Consider the following 18,475-nt stretch of genomic DNA (forward strand, 5'->3'; position numbering starts at 1 on the left):
TTCTACGGTGTTGTTGGTCTAGGTCAGAGCAATACCTGAGCCAATCTAGACGCGATGGATGACAGTTTCATGTCGATGTCGTTTTTAAAGCCTTGATGTCGTTCGGCGCAGACTTAGCGTAGACCATGCTCAAATGCCCGCAGGGACTGGACTTGGCCGGCGTATTGCAGGGTGTGGTGCAGGGACGGGACAGGGACTGTCATCTGTCGGTCATCAGGAGTGCCTAGGCTGGCAGGCAGTCGTGCAAGCCCATTTATGCAGCGGTTTGTGCACCTGAACAGTGCTGGTCTAGTCCAGATAGGTAACGTTGATGCGTGATGAGGCAATCAAGGCGGTGACATCCATTGGCCTGGCGCTGCAAGAGCAGATCGACCACGGCCTGTTGCCGCCCGCAAGCAAGCTGCCCGCCGAGCGCAAGCTCAGCGAGTTGTTTGGTACCACTCGAATTACGGTGCGGGAAGCCTTGTTACAACTGGAGGCTCAAGGGCAGATTTATCGCGAGGAGCGTCGTGGCTGGTTTGTCTCGCCGCCTCGGCTGGCCTACAACCTGATGCAGCGCAGTCACTTTCACGCCATGGTCAACGACCAGGGGCGGGTGGCGTCCACCGAAGTCATCAGTGCGCGGCTGCAACCGGCCTCGGCGGCGGTGTGTGCGTGGCTGCAGTTGCCAGCGTTGTCCCGCGTGATCCAGATCTGCCGGGGGCGGCGGATTGACGGGCGGCTGGTGTTATACGTGGAGCACTACCTGAACCCGCAGTATTTCCCGGGGATTCTTGAGTGCGACCTGAATCAGTCGATGACCGAGTTGTATGCGCGCAAGTACGACTTGCACTACGGGCGGGTGCGCTTCGAGATCGTGCCGACCTCATTGCCGGTGGAGGCTGCGGCCGCATTGCGCATGTCGGTGGGCAGCCCGGGCTTGCGGATCGCCCGGGTCAATTACGACCAGCACCAGCGGTTGATCGACTGCGACCTGGAATTCTGGCGGCATGATGCGATTCATGTTGGCGTCGATGTGGTGTGATCGGGGTGCTCGCTCCTACAGTGAGTGCACCGTGAGTTCCTTGATCACCTGATCCACATTGCCCTCCAGCTCCGATACCGGGTCCGCGCCGTCTACGTTCAACACCAGCAGCGTTGAGCCGCCTGCCGTGATAGCGGCTTTCACTGCGTCACTCGGCTGGCGATGATGCAGCACTACGGCCACGTCGTTGTCCTTCAGCGCTGCACTGAGTTTCTGTAATGCCCCAGGCGTCCAATCGGCGTCGGGCCGGGCATCGGTGCTGAGCAGTTCCAGATTCAAACTGCTGATTAGATACGCAAAGTGATCGCTCAAACTGACCACACTCAGGTTGTCCGCCTTGGCCAGTCGCGCCTCGCTGTCGGCGCTGAGCTTGAGCAGGCGTTGCTTGAGGGCGGCCAGGTTGGCGTCGATCTTCGCCTTGGCGCCGGGGGCCAGGCGGCTCAGGTCGGCGGCCAGGACATCGGCCATGCGCCCCAGGTTGTTGCTCGATTGCCACGGCTGGCTGTTCAAGCCGTCGGTGACGCCAGGTTGCACGGCGATCCCCGGCAAGCCGCCATCCACGGGGCGTGCGGCATCGATTTCGACAATGCCGATATTGCTGCGCCGTGCCACGGGGTAGAGCGGGTCATCGGCCCACAGCGAGCGCAGGCCGATGGCGGCGTCGGCGTCCTGGGCCAGTGTGTTCAGTGCCGGCGCGCCACGGCCGGTGAAGTACGACACCTGTCGCGAGCCCGGCAGGTTGGCGGGGGCCGCGCGCTCAAGCTGCACGTCGGAGCCCTTGAGCAACACCTCGGCCAAGCCGTAGGTGATCGGCAGCGAGGCCAGGACTTTGACCGGTTTGGCCGCGTGAGCAGCAGGTTTGCCCACGTCGGCCGCCATCAGTGGCGTGGTGATCAAGCAAGCGATGGCCAGGGCCAGAGGCTGAAGAACGGAGCGCATTATCCAAGGTTCCCTTTAAGGCTGGGCACGGTGCCGCGCGCGATGGCGGCAAAGGCAAAGGCGATACCGGCCATCAGGATGATCGCGGCACCGGAGGGGATGGGCAGGTCGAAGATGATCGGCAACAGGATCCCGCACAGGGTGCTGACGGTGGCGATCACCACCGAGATCCAGAAGAAGCCTTTGAGCGACTGGCTCAGCAAGCGTGCCGCCGCGGCCGGAATCACCAGCAGCGCGCCCACCAGGATGGCGCCAATGACCTTGACTGCCGCCACGGTGATCAGCGTCACCAGGATCACGAACAGGTAGTCCAGGGTCTTCACCGCCACGCCACGCACCGCCGCCAATTGCGGGTTGAAGCTGGCGAGCATGATGCGGTTGTACAGCGGCAGCGCCAGCGCCATCACCAGGGCGCCGACAATCGCCAGTACCAGCAAGTCGTTGCCGTTGACCGTCAGCACCGAACCGAACAGCACGTTTTCGAGGATGTGCACGTTGATCTTGCCCGCCAGGATCAGCAGCAGGCTGGCGCCCAGTGCCAGGGACACCGACAGGAACACGCCGATCAAGGTGTCTGGCGCCAGGCCGGTGCGGTTGCGCAGGTAGTTGAGCAGGATGCCGAACAAAAGGCAGTAACCGAACAGGCTGCCATAGGGGCCGGTGTAGGGCTCGCCCAGCAGAATGCCCACGGCCACGCCGGTCAGCGCGGCATGACCGACCGCTTCGGAGAAAAACGCAAAGCGCTTGACCACCACCAGCGTGCCCAGGCCGCCCAGCACCGGGCCGATCAGCAGGCCGGCGAGCAGGGCGTTGACGACAAAACCATAGGCCAACGCTTCCGGCAGGTAACCGGACGATGCCCAGCCCTGGACCATCAGGCGAAACGCTTCATAACTCATTGCGCCGTGCTCCGAGGATGGGTAGAGAACAGTGTCAGCAAGCGGTCCGGCGTCAGCGCCTCTTTCGGCGTGGCGTCGAACAGCAGGCGGCGGTTCAGGCCGGTGACGCGGTCGGCCAGGCGGCCCACGGCTTCCAGGTCGTGCTCGATCCATAGCACAGTGATCCCGGCCAGGCGCCAGTTACTGAGCAAGCGTTCGAACACCTGGATGCCGGCCTCATCGAGGGCCGACATCGGTTCATCGAGGACCAGCAGTTGCGGCGCGGGAATCAACCCCTGGGCCAACAACACGCGCTGGCGCTCGCCGCCAGACAGTGCGCCCATGCGGCGCTTGCGCTTGTCCTGCATGCCGACCCGTTCCAGCGCCTCGCCAATCGCGGCGGCGTACTGTTTGGACAACCCCAGAAACGCCGGACGGCGCTGGCACATGGCGGCCATGAAATCGTCGACGGTCATCGGCAAACCACGGTCGAACTCCAGCGCCTGGGGCACATAACCGATGGTGCCGGGCGTGGACGGCCACTGCAGGCTTAACCGACCCTGGTGCGGCGTTTGTCCCAGCAGGGTCTTTATCAGCGAGCTCTTACCGCCGCCGTTGGGGCCCACCAGCGCATGAATACTGCCCGGCTGCACCTGGAAGCTCACGCCGTCGAGGATCACGGTGCGGCCCAGGGTCAGGGACACCTTGTCGAAGTCGAGGGTCGGACCGACGCAGGCGACGTTAAGTTGTTCCGCTGCGGTCATGCCCCCGACTCCTGAATCGCCCGCACCACGGTGTTGAGGTTGCCGGTCATTTCCACTTCGTATTTTTCAGCGCTGTATTCGCCGTAGGAAATATGTGACAGCGGGTACAGCTTGACCCCGGATTCGCGCTGGATGGTGTCGACGTAAGTGGACGGGAAATCCATCTCCGAGAAGATCACCTTCACGTCCAGGGCGCGCAGTTCATCGATGGTTTTCTTCAACTGGCTGGGGCTCGGCTCGATACCGTGGGCCGGCTCGACCACGGCCGTGACTTCCAGGCCGAACTCGCGCAGCAGGTAATCGTAGGCCGCGTGCACGGTGGCGACGCGCAGGTCCGGGTTGGGCGCGCCGGTCAACTTGGCCAGGGCATCGGCACGCATCTGCCGCAGGCGTTTGCCATAGGCGCGGGCGTTCTGGGTGTAGGTCTTGGCGTTGTCCGGGTCGAGCTTGCCCAGTTCCCGGGCGATGTTGTTGACCTGGGCAATCGACGCACTGATCGACAGGAACGTGTGCGGGTTGACCACCTTGCCGGCACCACGCGCGGCGTTGCCGGTAGCCGCCAGCAGCGGCACATTGGCGTTGGCTTCGATCACCGGGATGTCCGGGCGCTCGCTGGTGGCGATCATGCGGTCGGCGAAGTCGTCATGGCCGACGCCGTTGAGCACGATCACATCCAGGGTGCCGATGCGCTTGATGTCTTCGGCGCGTGGCTCGTAGGCGTGGGGGTTGAAGCCGGCCGGGATCAGCGGCACCACTTCTGCCTTGTCGCCGACGATATTGGCCACGTAGCTGTAATACGGGTGCAGGGTGATACCGATACGCAGGCGTTTGGCCGCCTCGGCATTCGCGAGGGGAGCGAGTATCAGGCTGAACAGGCCAACCAGAAATACGCGCAACAGGGGAGATGAAATAGACATGGGCAATCGGTCTTCTCGTTCAGTGGCGGTGCTGGCGGGTGACGCCGGCATCGAATTGCGCGATCACCTGCTGCCAGCCGGCTGCGATCAGCGCCTGGTCAGTGAGGTCGGCGGGGGTGGCCAGGTCTTTGCTGCGGTTGAGCCAGATGTCCGGCTCGTCACCTTGCACGCGCATGAGCAGCGAGCCACTGGTGGTCGGTGCCTGGCTCAGTCCCAGATAGGCCGAATTCGCCAGCAACTGCCAGCGGTGGTCGCCACGACTGACCGAACTGGCGTCGTGGGCAAACGGCGCAAAGCCTTCTGCGGCCAGTTGCTCGGGGGTGGGCAGGGCGCTTTGCTCTTGCTGCAGCACGTGGATTTCATCCAGCGTTACCCGCAGGTCGGCGTAGATGCCTTGTTCGGCGGCGCTCAGGTCGCGGCGGGCGTCCAGTTGATGACTGGGCACCGCCGCGACCTCCTGGGTTTCACCTTGCAGCGCCACCACCGTTCCCGCCACCGCCAGGATGATCAGGCACAGCAGCAGCACGTAGAGGGTCTCGTGGCCGGCACCGGCGGGGCGTACAACCTGTGTGGTACTCATTGAGCCTGGATATCCGCTTGGTCGATTTCCACCACGTGACCGGGGCCGGCATCAAACAGCACGTAGAACTCGGACGCGGGCTTTTTGAAGGTCAGTGTGGAGTCCTGGCCGAGCTTGCCGGGCACCAGGATGGTTTCGTCGTAGCCGATCACATCCAGGGTCACGCCGGGGGCGCCGCTGCCGTCGGAGAAACCGCCTTTGCACTGGATCTGCTCGCCGGGGATTTCCTTGCATTCGCACATCGGGTTGTGGGCAAAGGCTGTGGTACTGAAACCGGCGCACAGCAACAGCGCGGCGCGGGACAGGCGCTTGAACGTCATGGTTTAACTCCTTGCTTGTTCAGCCAGGCAATGGTGGCAGGCGAGGCCTGGCTCAACGGGATGGAACCCTGGTGCATGGTGCCGTCCCAGCCTTCCATGGTGACCCACAGTTCGGCGTCGACGGGGGTGCGTTCCGGCACGGGCAGGCCGGCACCCATGCGGTACGGGGTGCCGAAGAAAATCACCCCGGCGGCACGCAGGCTGCGCGGTTTGCCGATGCGCAGGTACGTGGCCTTGACCTGGTCGGCGCAGGTGTCACACAGGGCGGCATTGAAGAACTTCATCGGGCCGGCCGGGTCGGGGCGCGGGCCTTCATTGCGGAATTCGGCCAGCGTGAGGCTCCAGGGTCCGACCTGCACATCGCCGGCCACACGCTCGCCGATGCCGGTATCACCGCGAAACAGCGCGGCATCGGCGAAGTATTTGGGCATGAAGCCCAGCGGTACCAGCAACAACAGGACATTGATGTGGAAACGCCATTTCAGCCAAAAGGACCGCAACGGTGAAGGCGGGGTAGCGTTAGCGGACTTGCTCATGAGTTGGCCTCCGAGGTTTCAGCCTGCATGGCCGGGATGGACGCCGGCGCACGTTGCGTCTTGGCTTCGCGCTTGAGAGCGTTGAGGGTGGCCAGGGCAGTGCGTTTGGTCCAGATCAGCAAGCCGCTCAGGACCATCATGCTCAGCACGAGGCCGAAGAACGCCCAGATCAGCTTGATCCAGAGGCCACCGAAGTCGCCGGTGTGCAGGGGCCGCATGGATTCGGTGACGAACTCCAGCTTGGTGCGGTCGGACAGCAGGTGCGACGAGGCGATTTCACCGTCATACGGGTTGATCTGCGCGGTCTGGAACATCAGCGGGTACCAGCCTCGCCCGCCGATTTGCAGGTGGCTGTAGGCATTGAGCGGCAGGCTCACGAAACTCGCCTCCAGCCCCGGGATACGTTGGGTGGCGATCGCGATCGCCTCATCCACGGGAATCATCGGTGCCGGCACGCCTGGGGCTGAGGTTGGGACTTTTTCACGGGCGATCACCGGGACGATGGGCTCGCTGGAGATAGAGATCTGGTTGTCACCCAGGATTGCCTGGATCAGGAACCAGGTGCCGGTGATGGAAATCACCGCAATAAACCAGATCGACCAGATACCGCTCAGACGGTGGAAGTCGCCCCAGAAAATTCGCGCGCCGTGGCGGATACGCAGGGTCGGCTTGAAAAAGCCTTTCCAGAAGCGCTTGTACACCACCAGCCCGGTGACCAGTGAGGCCAGTAACGGCAAACCGAGCAGCGACACCAGGTACCAGCCCCAGCTGAAGCCATTGGTAAACGGCACCAGCCACCAACCATGCAGGGCGCGGGTGAACTGACGGAAGTCGAACGATGGGCTGATGCCCTGGATCGCCCCGGTGTACGGGTTGACGTAGACCTCTACCGAGCGACCGTCGGGGTAGCTGAGGTCGACACTCAGGGCAAAGTGCGATTCGTCCGGACGACTGAGAGACTGCACGATTACCTGGGGTTCGGCCCGCTTGATGGCGCTGATCACCTGGTCGTAGCTCAGCGGCTCGGCATCATCCGACGGCTTGCTCGCACGGATGTCCGGGTTGGCCAGCCACACGATTTCCTGGCTGACCACCGCCAGGGTGCCGGTGACGCAGACGATCAGTACAAAGAACCAGATGGGCAAGGCCAGCCAGCTATGTACGAGAAACCAGAGTTTTGAGCGTGACTTCTTGGACATGTGAATGAGGGTCTTGATCAGAGGGGGGCGAAAGAGGCCCGAAAAAGGCCAGTCGTAGCTTTTGCTGACGCGACGGGCTGTATCTAAATTAAGACGGATGAGAATGAGAAATCCCCAAGGCCGATATGAAAGAAAATGTTTCAGGTTCACATTCAGTGGGTTTAAGGCGTGCAGGGGTTGATCATGAGGTGGGGAGGAGCCGGCGAACCGGCCCCGATGCTCAGTCTTGCTGGAACATCTCCATGGCGCGTTGACGGATCTGTTCTTCGCTGAGGTCTTCCTTGCGGGTGGCGAGGTACCAGAGGTGACCGTAGGGATCCTTCACGCTGCCCGAGCGATCGCCATAGAAGCGGTCCTCTGGTTCGGACACCACGCTGGCGCCGGCTGCGACGGCTTGTTTGAACTGCGCGTCCACGTCGTTCACATACAGATGCAAGGCCACACTCGTGCTTTCAGTCGGATTGTCCAGGGACATCTGATCGCAGGGCGTGCCCAGCATGATCGCCGAATCACCAATGCGCAGCTCGGCATGGCCAACCCTGCCATCGGGCATGTCCAGGCGCATGATCTGGGTGGCGCCGAAGGCTTTTTTGTAAAACTCGATAGCCTCTGAGGCTTTGTCGATGCCCATATAGGGCGTGACGCTGTGATAACCCTCCGGAATAGGTTTAACGCTCATATCGTTCTCCTTGACTGGGGTGGTGGTGAACCGGCCTTTTCACTATAGGCCACGCCAATCAAGGGCTCTGTCGGTCCCGACCAGGGGATGCTCAACTGGGTTCCAGCAACTGAGCCCCCGGCCCGCGCTCAGCGAGCTGGTCGTCCTGGTTACGCAGCGGGCACGCGTCCATCGACAGGCACCCGCAACCAATGCAGCCATTGAGCTTGTCGCGCAGCAGCATCAGCTTATTGATGCGCTCATCCAGGTCTTCCCGCCACCGCGCGGACAATCGCTCCCAGTCTTGAGCGTTGGGCGTGCGTCCATTCGGCAGCGTCTGCAAGGCCTCGCCAATCGTCGCCAACGGAATTCCCAGGCGCTGGGCGATCTTGATCACCACCACCCGGCGCAGTACATCCCGGGGATAGCGCCGTTGATTGCCGGCAGTGCGATGACTCTTGATCAGCCCCTTGTTTTCATAGAAGTGCAGGGCCGTGACGGCCACGCCGCTGCGGGCTGCCAGTTGGCCCACGGTGAGTTCCTTGGTAATCATGAAAACTCCGATTAAGCGCTTGACCTTGACTTAACTAGAGGTTTTACCCTGCGTGACATTGAATCGCAAGATTCTGCCTACAGAGAAAGGGGAGTTTTCATGCGGGTATCTGAGAAGAATCGCAGCTTCACTCAGTTGATCGAATTTCACATCGAACCCCAGCAACAAGTGGCGCTGGTAGCCGCCTTGTCCACCCAAAGCGAGCGCCTGGCCCAGGGCCATGGCGGTTTTATCAATGCGAGTGTGCAGGTCAGCGAAGACGGGCGGCGGGTGCTCAATTACCTGCAGTGGCGTTCCCGCGAGGACGGTGAAGCGGCGTTCCAGTGCTTTGAGCATGGCGAGGAAGATTTCTGGACGCTGATTCGCGCGCACCAGGCCACGGCCGTGACCTTCGGTTCGTTCCAGGTGCTGCGCAGTTTCGAGCGCAGCCATGACAACGCGTTGCACTGCCGGCTAAATGGATAGATGCAGCATCCGTTCGCCTTGCACATTTTCCCCGGGGCGGCGCTTGTTTACCGCCAACTCGCCGATCTTGATCAGGCGCGTGCGGGTGACGTTGCGGCTCAGCCCCAGCAGGTTGGCGGTGTGCACCTGGTTGTAATGGCTGAAGCGGTAGGCGGCGCGCAATAGCGCATCTTCGACCTTTTCGTGCAGGGCGCCGGCCTGTTCTTCGAAGAGCTTTTGAAACGCGCGCTCCAGCAAGGCCTCAGCGCTGTTGTCGGGGCCGTGCTGGCTGTCGTCCTGGCGCTCGATGCGCATGTTCGACAGGCGCAGGTCGTCGCGTTCGATCACGCCGTTACGGCAGATCAGCAGGGTGTGGTGAATCACGTTTTCCAGCTCGCGGATATTGCCCGGCCAGCTGTAGCTCTTTAGCTTGTGTTCGGCTTCGCGGCTGATGGTGATCGGGCCGTAGCCCAGGCGCTGGCTGTAGGCTTCGATAAAATGCCGGGTCAGCGGCAGGATATCGCCGGGGCGCTCGCGCAGCGGGCTGAGCTCGAGGCTGACGACGTCGAGGCGGTAGTAGAGGTCTTCGCGAAAATGTCCGGCGTTGATGGCCTTTTCCAGTTGTACGTTGGTGGCGGCCAGTACGCGCACATCGATCGCAATGCTCTTACGCGAACCCAGGCGCACCACTTCACGCTCCTGCAGCACCCGCAGCAACTTGACCTGGATGGGCATCGGCAAATCGCCGATTTCATCGAGGAACAAGGTGCCACCATCTGCCTCTTCGAACCAGCCGGCCTTGGCACTCAGGGCGCCGGTAAACGCGCCTTTTTCATGGCCGAACAGCTCGGCTTCCACCAGGGATTCAGAGAACGCGCCGCAGTTCACCGCTACGAACGGCCGGTTGCGCCGCGCGCTGAGGTTGTGGATATGGCGCGCCACCAGCTCTTTACCGGTTCCGGTCTCGCCGATGATCAGCACGCTGGCTTCGCTGGGCGCCACTTGCTGGATGTGGTCGAGCAGCGCCTTGGATTTCGGGTCTTCGAAGACCTGGGCCGTGGCGCGGATCGACGTCGCGAGGGCGGGCGAGGGCGGTAAGGTTAGAAGCTGCATGGGCACCTCTTTTTTATGAGTAGAACGTCGGAATCGGCAGGGATTGGTTCAACGCCCAGTCCCCCAGTTCGTGGAGTTTGTAGTCGACCGGGTCGTGCAGGGTTTGTGTGCGCAGGTTGCGCCAATGGCGGTCCAGACGCAGTGAAGCGTGGGTGGAGCGTGCGCCGGTGACTTCAAACAGGCGGCTGCACAGGTCCAGGCCTTGGCGGGTGGCGGCGACCTTGGCGGTCGCAATGGCAATCGCCAGTTGGCCGCGTTCGTGTTCGCTGAGGTGGGGGCCTTTGGCCCAGGCGTGGTCGAGCAATTCGGCGGCACGCTCCACCAATAGACGCACGCCTTCCAGCGCCACCCAGAATTCGCCGTAGTGATGCAACACGTAAGGGTCCTGGCGCACGTCTTCGGTCGAGGACTTGTGCCAGGAACGGGTCTCGGTGAGCGTGTAGTTGCGTGCTTCTTCAAATGCACCTTCGGCGATGCCGAGGAACATATGGGTGAAGGTCAACTGGGCGATCAGCGGGCGCAGGCAGGCAAAAGGCGTGCTCAGCGGGCCCGGGTCGAGCAGCAATTCCGACTCCTCGACGCGCACCCGTTCGAAGCTGGCGCTACCGCTGTCGGTCTGGCGTTGGCCGATGTTGTTCCAGTCGTTGTGCAGGGTGATGCCACTGCGTCCGCTGGGGATGGCGGCGATCAGCAGCTTGCCGCCGGCGCTTTCATCCACCGCCGAGGCAATCAGCATTTCCGAGTCGCTGGCGCCGGAGCAGAAGCTCTTTTTGCCGGAGAACTCACGCCAGCCGCCGAAGTCCTTGACCACCGTGCGTGTGTCCAATGGGTTGAGGGCGTTGCCCCAGAACCAGTTTTTGCGCGCGGTCTGTTCGAACCACGGTTGCCACTGGTCCGGCCGCGAGAACAGGCGCACGGTGGCGAGCATCAGGTGGTGGAAGCCGAAGACGTGGGCAATGGAGCTGTCCACCTTGGCGAACTCGCGCACGATGGCCAGGGTGTCACTCCAGCGGGCGCCGAGGCCACCGTATTGGGTGGGAATGCTCAGGGCCAGCAGGCTGCTTTGGCGCAGGGCATCACGTTCGGTCTTGGGAGTGCCACCGCGCTCGTCGCGTTCGACGGCGGTGAGGGCGAATTCGGCGGCCAGCAATCTGGCGGTCTGCAACGGTGATGGCAGGACGCTGTGGGGTTTGGCTGTCACGGGGTTTCCTCTTTATAAGCGGGAACGACCAATGCCGCTCCCGCCGCTGCGCCGATCAGGCCTTGGCTGGCAGAACATCGTTGGCAATCATTTCGCCGAACGGGCCAGTGAGGTTGGTGATGCCGCGTCCGGCCAGGCTGGCATAGGGTTCCGGCAGCAGCGGGAACACCAGCTCGGCAAAGCGATAGGCTTCTTCCAGGTGCGGGTAGCCGGAGAAGATGAAGCTCTCGATGCCCAGGTCGGCGTATTCCTTGATGCGTTCGGCCACTTGCTGCGGGTTGCCCACCAGCGCGGTACCGGCACCGCCGCGCACCAGGCCGACACCGGCCCACAGGTTGGGGGCGATTTCCAGGTTGTCGCGGCGCCCGTCGTGCAGGGCGGCCATACGGCGTTGGCCTTCGGAATCAAAGCGCGAGAAGGATTTTTGCGCAGCGGCGATGGTGTCGTCGCTGATGTGCTCGATCAGCTTGTCGGCAGCTTTCCACGCGTCCTCTTCGGTCTCGCGCACGATCACGTGCAGGCGAATGCCGAACTTCACCGTACGCCCGTGGCGTGCAGCGCGCTCACGCACATCCGCGAGTTTTTCGGCGACAGCGGCGGGCGGCTCGCCCCAGGTCAGGTACACATCCACCTGTTCGGCGGCGAGGTCGTGGGCGGCATCGGAGGAGCCGCCGAAATACAGCGGTGGATAAGGCTTCTGCACCGTTGGGTAAAGGGCCTTGGCGTTCTGCACGCGCAGGTGTTTGCCTTCGAAATCTACTGACTCGCCCTGCAACACGCGGCGCCAGATCTGTAGGAATTCGTCGGAGACTTCGTAGCGTTCGCTGTGGTCGAGGAAGCTGCCGTCGCCGCGGTTCTCATCGGGATCGCCGCCGGTGACCACATTGATCAGCAAGCGGCCGTTGGACAGGCGATCCAGGGTCGCCGCCATGCGGGCAGAAACGGTCGGCGAGATGATGCCCGGGCGAATCGCCACCAGGTAACGCAGGTGTTCGGTCAGCGGCACCAGCGCCGAGGCGATGACCCAGGAGTCTTCGCATGAGCGGCCGGTAGGAATCAGCACGCCGTGGTAACCCAGGCTGTCAGCCGCCTGCGCGACTTGCTTCAGATAATTGAGGGTGACCGGCCGTGCACCTTGGGTGGTACCCAGGTAATGACCGTCGCCATGTGTCGGCAGAAACCAGAAAACATCCATGACCAATCCTTAAGCGATTTTCAGCAGAGAGGGGGAGTGCGCAGCAAACAACGGCGCTGCGCGTTCTGCCGCAAGGCGTATCCGGCCCTTCAAGGGCTCACTGGTTATTTGGTAGTCGGTGAAGTCGGCCTCTGTGGCGTACACGCCGATCGGTAGGGTGAGGGCCTGGAAGAAGCTGAACAGCGGACGCAGTTGATGATCGAGGACCAGCGCGTGGCGTTCACTGCCGCCGGTGGCGGCGAGCAGTACCGGTGTGTTGATCAGGGCGTTGAGGCCAATCAGGTCAAACAGGTGCTTGAGCAGGCCAGGGTAGGAACCGCGATAGACCGGTGCAGCGACGATCAGCAGGTCGGCCTGTTCGATGGCCACCAGTTGGGCTTCGACCTCGGCGGGCAATTCATCGCGTGACAGCGCACCACCCAGGGGCCGGGCAATGTCGCCCAATTCGATCAGGGTGGTCTGGATCGGCAGTAAGGTCGCCAGCTCAGCCAGTACGGCTTGGGTCAGCACGAGGGTACGGGACGGACGCCAGGTTCCGCCGGAGAGGGCGACGACATTCAGGGGACGGGTCATGAACAGTTCCTTTATCAACAGTGGTTCATAGCAGGTGGGGTGCAACGTGTTCAGCAAGAGCTGTACCAACGGCTGCAGGCCTTGATCGGCGTGGGTTGCAGGTTCACTGCTGAAAAATGCTGCTGTTGTCTGACTGGTGATTTGTTGAATGGCTGTTGCCTGGCAAACAGTTGCGTGGCGAACAGTGCGGGTTCGGTGTGAGCCATTTATAGAAGGTTGCAGTTATTCCGTAAATGAACGTATTTCCATATTTATAGATCATAAGGAAATATGTCGTTTCCTATCGAGGGTGCCTAGGTGGTCGATAGCGACTATCACGGCCGGTGATTTTTCACCGCGCAACGGCGGGAGTAGCCTGTGTTCATTGACTCGAAACCTTCTTTGCAGGGCTACCGCCATGAACCGATTTCTCGCTGTTTCCTTATTAATTGTCACTTCCGTCCTCGCCGGCTGTGCGACCCATCCTTCGCCCGAATTACGGCCCTACTCAGCGGAAGAAACCAAGCAGTTGGCCTTGGAAGCACTGAGCCGTCGTGGGTTGTCGTTTGATGAGTACCAGCAGCAGCGCGCCGCACTGACCGGCCAGCCACAGAAACCCTTTGGCTTTGATCGCCAGGGCGAAATGAACGCCGAACGCAGCGTGACCTTGCATGGTCGTCCCAGTTGAGCCTGCGCCGAATGGAAAAAAGCCCGAGGATTCCCTTAAGGAACCTCGGGCTTTTTGTTTGCCATGGCGTGACTTCAGCCTGTTAAGCTGAATTTCAGGAGCGTTCCTACGCACATTTACTTAAAGTTGTCCTTCTTTAATGGCATTCGATCCGGTAAACCTGACGACCTCTGTTCCGGCCGATGCCCCTGAGACGCTGCTCTCGGGGACCTGCTTTGCGAGTCTTAACTGTCATGAATAAACGTCCGCTGTATTTCGACTACGCCGCCACCACCCCGGTGGACGAGCGCGTCATCCAGGTGATGGTCGAGTGTCTGGGCTTCAACGCCAACTTCGGTAACCCCGCGTCCAGTTCTCATGCGTTCGGCCAAGCGGCCCGGCAAACGGTTGAACAGGCGCGTCGCCAGGTGGCCGAGTTGGTGGGCGCACAGCCTGAACAGATCGTCTGGACCTCAGGCGCCACTGAATCCAACAACCTCGCGATCAAGGGCGTTGCCCAGGCGCGGGGGGTGGCGGGCGGGCATATCATCACCAGCCAGATCGAACACAAGGCCACGCTGGATACCGCGCGGCAGTTGCAGGAAGCCGGTGTGGCCGTGACTTACCTGGTGCCGGACGCCGACGGGTTGATCAGCGCCGAGGCAGTCAGCGAGGCATTGCGTGAAGACACCTTTCTGGTATCGCTGATGCTGGTGAATAACGAACTGGGCACCCTCAATGACGTCCCGGCCATCGGCGCGCGCGTGCGTGAGCATGGCGCGTTATTGCATGTCGACGCGGCGCAAGGGGCGGGCAAGGTGACGATCGATTTGGCGCAGTGGCCGGTGGACCTGATGTCGTTTTCCGCGCACAAGCTGTATGGCCCCAAGGGGATTGGTGCGTTGTATGTCGGCCCCCGGGCGCAACAGAAAGTGTTGGCACAGATTCATGGTGGCGGTCACGAAGGTGGCCTGCGCTCTGGTACCCTGGCCACCCATCAGATTGCGGGCATGGGCGCGGCGTTCGCCCTGGCGGCGGCGTCTTTTGCTGAGGAGAAGGCCGTGATTGTGGCCTTGCGTCAGCGCCTGCTGGACCAGTTGGAGACCATCGGTGGCGTGCGCCTCAACGGCAGTCCTGCGCAGCGCATTCCTCACACCCTCAGCCTTACCTTCAGCGAAGGTGAGTTTGACGCTGCGGCATTGAGTGCCGGCATCGCCTTTTCTGCGACCTCTGCGTGCAATTCAGCCAGCAATGCGCCTTCCCACGTGCTGCTTGCGTTGGGCCATGACGTGCGTTCTGCCAGCCGTACCATACGTTTGAGCCTTGGCCGGTTTACCACCGAGCAGGATATCGACCAGGCTGTGCAATTGATCAAGGCCGCACTGGCCAGCGCCCCGGCGTTCTGGGCCGTCTGATTTTTTCATAACAATTATTAGTGGTTAGCAGGAGACACAATGAGTACGCAGCCCTTGACCTATGGAACGGTTCCCCAGCGCCTGGCGCACATCCGCGAACTGATGAGTCACGAGGGCATCCATGCCCTGCTGGTGCCGTCGGCTGACCCGCATCTGTCCGAGTACTTGCCGGGTTACTGGCAGGGGCGTCAATGGTTGTCGGGCTTCCATGGTTCGGTAGGCACGCTGATTGTCACTGCGGATTTCGCCGGTGTCTGGGCCGACAGCCGTTACTGGGAACAGGCCACCAAGGAGCTCAAGGGCAGCGGCATTGAATTGGTCAAGCTGCAACCGGGCCAACCCGGGCCGCTGGAATGGCTGGCCGAGCAGACGCCGGAAGGCGGCGTGGTGGCAGTGGACGGCGCGGTGATGGCTGTCGCTTCTGCGCGCACGTTGGGCGCCAAGTTGGCAGAACGTGGCGCTCGCCTGCGTACCGATATCGACATACTCGATGCCGTTTGGAAAGACCGTCCGAGCCTGCCGAACCAGCCGATCTATGAGCATCTGCCGCCTCAGGCGACCGTCAGCCGTGGCGATAAACTTGCCGCACTGCGCGCCAGTTTGAAAGAGAAGGGCGCTGACTGGCACTTCATCGCGACCCTGGATGACATCGCCTGGCTGTTCAACCTGCGCGGAGGCGATGTTTCGTTTAATCCGGTGTTTGTTTCGTTTGCCTTGATCAATCAACAACAGGCCACGTTGTTTGTGGCGCTGAGTAAAGTTGATTCAGACTTGCGCGCGGTGCTTGCGCAGGATGGCGTGACGTTGCGCGATTACAGCGAAGTGGCGGATGCCCTGCGTGCAGTGCCATCGGGTGCCAGCTTGCAAGTTGACCCCGCCCGCGTGACTGCCGGTTTGCTGGAAAACCTGGATGCCGGCGTCAAGCTGATTGAAGGCCTGAACCCGACCACACTGGCCAAATCCCGCAAAAGCCTGGCGGACGCGGAACACATTCGCCGGGCCATGGAGCAGGACGGCGCGGCCCTTTGCGAATTCTTCGCCTGGCTGGAGAGTGCGCTGGGTCGTGAGCGCATCACTGAGCTGACCATCGATGAGCACCTGACGGCTGCTCGCAGCCGTCGCCCCGATTATGTGTCGCTGAGCTTCAATACCATCGCCGCATTCAATGCCAACGGTGCGATGCCGCATTACCACGCGACCGAAGATGAGCATGCGGTGATCGAAGGCGATGGATTGCTGCTGATCGACTCAGGTGGCCAGTACCTGGGTGGCACCACGGACATCACTCGGATGGTGCCTATTGGCACGCCGAGCAACGAACAGAAACGTGACTGCACCCGTGTACTAAAGGGCGTTATTGCATTGTCCCGTGCACATTTCCCCAAGGGGATTTTGTCACCGCTGCTGGATTCCATTGCCCGCGCGCCGATTTGGGCTGAAGGCGTGGACTACGGCCACGGTACCGGGCATGGCGTAGGCTATTTCCTCAATGTGCATGAAGGCCCACAAGTGATCGCCTATCAGGCGGCCCCTGCGCCGCAAACCGCGATGCAGCCAGGGATGATCACCTCCATCGAGCCGGGCACCTACCGCCCTGGACGCTGGGGCGTGCGTATCGAGAACCTGGTATTGAACTGCGAAGCAGGCAAGACCGAATTTGGTGAGTTCCTCTCGTTTGAAACCCTGACCTTGTGCCCGATCGACACCCGTTGCCTGGAGCCGTCGCTGCTCACTGCGGATGAACGCGAGTGGTTCAACGCGTATCACGCCCAGGTGCGTGAACGCCTGAGCCCGCTGCTCAGCGGTGCTGCGTTGGAGTGGCTGCAGATGCGCACGATGGCCATTTAACCTGTTGCAAAATCAGGAGCTGCAATAATTTAGTTGCAGCGCCGCGAAGGGACGGGGTTGTATCAGGCATTTATATGAGCAGTCGATGGTGACTGCTCGGAGGAGATCACTTGCAGATGACGATCATGCTGCGGCTGGTATAGCCGGCAGGGTTGATGCCGAAGGGGTAGTCCCCTGGCTCCTCGGAATTGTCACCGGACTTGGCGATAACCCGGTAGCCCTTGGCGCCGCAAGAGTTGGTTGCACTGGTGTAGCACTGGTCCCAGGAAGAAGACAGGCCGGAACAGTTGATATGCAGCCCTTTTTTGCCGCGTTTTACTTCTGTCTTGGTAGTCGCGGCACAGCCAGCAATGGCCAGGACCATTAACAGTATCAAAATTCGCTTCATTCCTATCCTTAATAGCCACTTCGCAATGCTCGAAGTCGGCTCTACTCGCTCTCGAGTGTAGCGTTCGTGCTGTCCTTGTCGAAAAACTCCATGAATGACATTCGTTTGCAGTTTAAACATGGCCTAAATACGCAGCAAATACCAGAGCAACTTTCAAAGATGATTCAATCTGCCGGAACCAGCGGCTTTGAGTCATTGCGCATTGTCAGTGTCGCGCCTACCGAGGCCAGGATAATGCAGCTTATGGCCAGCCATTGCGGTAGGGAGAGGTGTTCCTGTAGGAAGAAAAGTCCCGAGAGCGCGCCGAAAGCAGGCTCAATGCTCATAAGCGTTCCGAAGGTGCGGGCGGGGAGGCGTGTCAGCGCTACCATCTCCAGGGTGTAGGGAAGTGCAGTGGACAGAATCGCGACACCGATGGCGACCGGGATCAATGCAGGGGTCAGTAGCGCGGTACCGGCATGGACAATGCCGATGGGCGCAACAAACAGGGCAGCGATCATCACACCCAGGGCGGCGGTTTGGACGCCGTTGTCGTTACCCGCTTTCTGTCCGAACAGAATGTAGAGTGCCCAGCACACACCCGCACCCAATGCATAGGCCGCGCCGACCAGGTCGATTCCGCTGCTGGCTTCTCCCGAGGGAATTAACAGGAGCAGGCCGACGATCGCGAGGGCGATCCACAGGAAGTCTATCGCTCGGCGCGATGCGTAGATTGCGACGGCGAGCGGTCCGGTGAATTCAAGGGCTACGGCAATTCCTAAGGGAACGCTGCGCAAGGACATATAGAAGAGGAAGTTCATGCCACCCAGGGCCATCCCGTAGACGACCACGGTACGCAGGGATTTTGCGGTCAGCCTGGCGCGCCATGGTCGCAATATCAGCAGCATGATTACGCTGGCGAAGATCAGGCGCAGGGTTGTGGTGCCTTGTGCTCCCACAATCGGGAACATGCTTTTCGCCAGTGATGCTCCGGACTGGATGGAGGCCATAGCGATCAACAGTAGGCCGACCGGAAACAATGCCGAGGCCAAACTGCGGTGGGAGGTGGTCATTGGGGTGTTCGTCCAAGGTCATATTTGAGAAGCCGGGGCCGCTATGATGCTTAACTGTTGTATGTTGAGCAATATATTGCTCAAATTTACAGCGGTGGCCTGCTATATATAGAGGGATTTTAAGGTTGGTAGGTGCTTTGATAGGAAAACCAAATTAAGTGTTGACGGCAGATTCTGGAAGTCTATAATTCGCCCCACTTCCGGCGCAGTCGAAACGTAAAACTCCTTGGTA

At 61.2% G+C, this 18,475-nt stretch carries 21 protein-coding genes; 5 read left to right on the plus strand and 16 right to left on the minus strand.

The annotated features are described in order from the left end of the window. Positions 1-310: 310 nt before the first annotated feature. Positions 311-1,024, plus strand: coding sequence for a UTRA domain-containing protein (locus HDC32_RS27315; protein WP_145338800.1), 714 nt, complete (start codon positions 311-313; stop codon positions 1,022-1,024). Positions 1,025-1,039: 15 nt separating this feature from the next. Here the strand turns inward: HDC32_RS27315 and HDC32_RS27320 are convergent, their stop codons facing one another. The 10 genes from HDC32_RS27320 to soxR all read right to left on the minus strand — a co-directional run bounded on the left by HDC32_RS27320 (position 1,040) and on the right by soxR (position 8,368). After that, on the minus strand, positions 1,040-1,963 hold the full coding sequence (locus tag HDC32_RS27320) for a metal ABC transporter solute-binding protein, Zn/Mn family (RefSeq protein WP_184746233.1): 924 nt from the start codon (positions 1,961-1,963) through the stop codon (positions 1,040-1,042). Next, entirely contained in the window at positions 1,963-2,862 is a 900-nt protein-coding gene (locus HDC32_RS27325; RefSeq protein ID WP_131699194.1) for a metal ABC transporter permease, read from the minus strand. Before HDC32_RS27325 ends, HDC32_RS27320 begins: the two co-directional genes overlap by 1 nt. Beyond that, the gene (locus tag HDC32_RS27330; protein ID WP_184746234.1) at positions 2,859-3,605 is read right to left on the minus strand and encodes a metal ABC transporter ATP-binding protein; all 747 of its coding nucleotides are present in this window, start codon (positions 3,603-3,605) and stop codon (positions 2,859-2,861) included. Before HDC32_RS27330 ends, HDC32_RS27325 begins: the two co-directional genes overlap by 4 nt. Next, positions 3,602-4,522: a metal ABC transporter substrate-binding protein gene (locus HDC32_RS27335; RefSeq protein ID WP_065924535.1), complete on the minus strand. Its 921-nt coding sequence runs from the start codon at positions 4,520-4,522 to the stop codon at positions 3,602-3,604. The genes HDC32_RS27330 and HDC32_RS27335 overlap by 4 nt, the downstream gene beginning before the upstream one ends. Before the next feature lie 19 nt (positions 4,523-4,541). Continuing rightward, positions 4,542-5,102: a DUF6162 family protein gene (locus HDC32_RS27340; RefSeq protein WP_184746235.1), complete on the minus strand. Its 561-nt coding sequence runs from the start codon at positions 5,100-5,102 to the stop codon at positions 4,542-4,544. Continuing rightward, the gene (locus HDC32_RS27345) at positions 5,099-5,422 is read right to left on the minus strand and encodes a hypothetical protein (RefSeq protein ID WP_131699197.1); all 324 of its coding nucleotides are present in this window, start codon (positions 5,420-5,422) and stop codon (positions 5,099-5,101) included. Before HDC32_RS27345 ends, HDC32_RS27340 begins: the two co-directional genes overlap by 4 nt. Then, a complete protein-coding gene (locus HDC32_RS27350; protein ID WP_184746236.1) occupies positions 5,419-5,958 on the minus strand; it encodes a thiamine pyrophosphate-binding protein in 540 nt (179 codons plus the stop codon). Before HDC32_RS27350 ends, HDC32_RS27345 begins: the two co-directional genes overlap by 4 nt. After that, positions 5,955-7,157: a PepSY domain-containing protein gene (locus tag HDC32_RS27355; RefSeq protein ID WP_167656916.1), complete on the minus strand. Its 1,203-nt coding sequence runs from the start codon at positions 7,155-7,157 to the stop codon at positions 5,955-5,957. The genes HDC32_RS27350 and HDC32_RS27355 overlap by 4 nt, the downstream gene beginning before the upstream one ends. A 220-nt stretch (positions 7,158-7,377) precedes the next feature. Continuing rightward, positions 7,378-7,836 carry a VOC family protein gene (locus HDC32_RS27360; protein ID WP_184746237.1) on the minus strand — a complete coding sequence of 153 codons (459 nt, stop codon included), beginning with the start codon at positions 7,834-7,836 and terminating at the stop codon, positions 7,378-7,380. A gap of 91 nt (positions 7,837-7,927) precedes the next feature. Next, positions 7,928-8,368, minus strand: coding sequence for a redox-sensitive transcriptional activator SoxR (gene soxR, locus HDC32_RS27365; RefSeq protein ID WP_131699201.1), 441 nt, complete (start codon positions 8,366-8,368; stop codon positions 7,928-7,930). 99 nt (positions 8,369-8,467) lie between these two features. Between soxR and HDC32_RS27370 the strand changes: the two genes are divergently transcribed. Next, on the plus strand, positions 8,468-8,833 hold the full coding sequence (locus HDC32_RS27370) for an antibiotic biosynthesis monooxygenase (RefSeq protein ID WP_184746238.1): 366 nt from the start codon (positions 8,468-8,470) through the stop codon (positions 8,831-8,833). On the opposite strand, the gene HDC32_RS27375 is transcribed toward HDC32_RS27370, so the two are convergent. From HDC32_RS27375 to msuE, 4 genes are read right to left on the minus strand one after another with little or no spacing between them, the layout of a single operon-like run. Then, positions 8,822-9,925 (minus strand): sigma-54-dependent Fis family transcriptional regulator, encoded by a 1,104-nt coding sequence (locus HDC32_RS27375; RefSeq protein ID WP_184746239.1) that lies wholly within the window; start codon positions 9,923-9,925, stop codon positions 8,822-8,824. The two genes, HDC32_RS27370 and HDC32_RS27375, sit on opposite strands and share 12 nt — an antisense overlap. 13 nt (positions 9,926-9,938) lie before the next feature. Further along, on the minus strand, positions 9,939-11,126 hold the full coding sequence (locus HDC32_RS27380; protein ID WP_184746240.1) for an acyl-CoA dehydrogenase family protein: 1,188 nt from the start codon (positions 11,124-11,126) through the stop codon (positions 9,939-9,941). A gap of 55 nt (positions 11,127-11,181) precedes the next feature. Further along, the gene (gene ssuD / locus HDC32_RS27385; protein WP_184746242.1) at positions 11,182-12,321 is read right to left on the minus strand and encodes an FMNH2-dependent alkanesulfonate monooxygenase; all 1,140 of its coding nucleotides are present in this window, start codon (positions 12,319-12,321) and stop codon (positions 11,182-11,184) included. A 9-nt stretch (positions 12,322-12,330) separates the two neighbouring features. Continuing rightward, on the minus strand, positions 12,331-12,894 hold the full coding sequence (gene msuE, locus HDC32_RS27390) for an FMN reductase (RefSeq protein ID WP_131699205.1): 564 nt from the start codon (positions 12,892-12,894) through the stop codon (positions 12,331-12,333). A 397-nt stretch (positions 12,895-13,291) separates the two neighbouring features. On the opposite strand from msuE, the gene HDC32_RS27395 reads away from it, so the two are divergent. The 3 genes from HDC32_RS27395 (at position 13,292) to HDC32_RS27405 (ending at position 16,803) form a co-directional block, all read left to right on the plus strand. Beyond that, positions 13,292-13,561, plus strand: coding sequence for a hypothetical protein (locus HDC32_RS27395; RefSeq protein WP_131699206.1), 270 nt, complete (start codon positions 13,292-13,294; stop codon positions 13,559-13,561). A 233-nt stretch (positions 13,562-13,794) separates the two neighbouring features. Further along, positions 13,795-14,955 (plus strand): cysteine desulfurase family protein, encoded by a 1,161-nt coding sequence (locus HDC32_RS27400; RefSeq protein ID WP_131699207.1) that lies wholly within the window; start codon positions 13,795-13,797, stop codon positions 14,953-14,955. Positions 14,956-14,994: 39 nt separating this feature from the next. Next, positions 14,995-16,803 carry an aminopeptidase P family protein gene (locus HDC32_RS27405; protein ID WP_184746244.1) on the plus strand — a complete coding sequence of 603 codons (1,809 nt, stop codon included), beginning with the start codon at positions 14,995-14,997 and terminating at the stop codon, positions 16,801-16,803. 106 nt (positions 16,804-16,909) lie between these two features. Here HDC32_RS27405 and HDC32_RS27410 read toward each other — a convergent pair whose 3' ends face one another. Continuing rightward, positions 16,910-17,191: a hypothetical protein gene (locus tag HDC32_RS27410; RefSeq protein ID WP_048730152.1), complete on the minus strand. Its 282-nt coding sequence runs from the start codon at positions 17,189-17,191 to the stop codon at positions 16,910-16,912. Positions 17,192-17,355: 164 nt separating this feature from the next. After that, positions 17,356-18,243 carry a threonine/homoserine exporter RhtA gene (rhtA, locus tag HDC32_RS27415; RefSeq protein ID WP_145338808.1) on the minus strand — a complete coding sequence of 296 codons (888 nt, stop codon included), beginning with the start codon at positions 18,241-18,243 and terminating at the stop codon, positions 17,356-17,358. Between the last annotated feature and the right edge of the window lie 232 nt (positions 18,244-18,475).

Origin of the sequence: Pseudomonas sp. JAI120 (assembly GCF_014207255.1) — a bacterium.
Lineage (GTDB): Bacteria > Pseudomonadota > Gammaproteobacteria > Pseudomonadales > Pseudomonadaceae > Aquipseudomonas.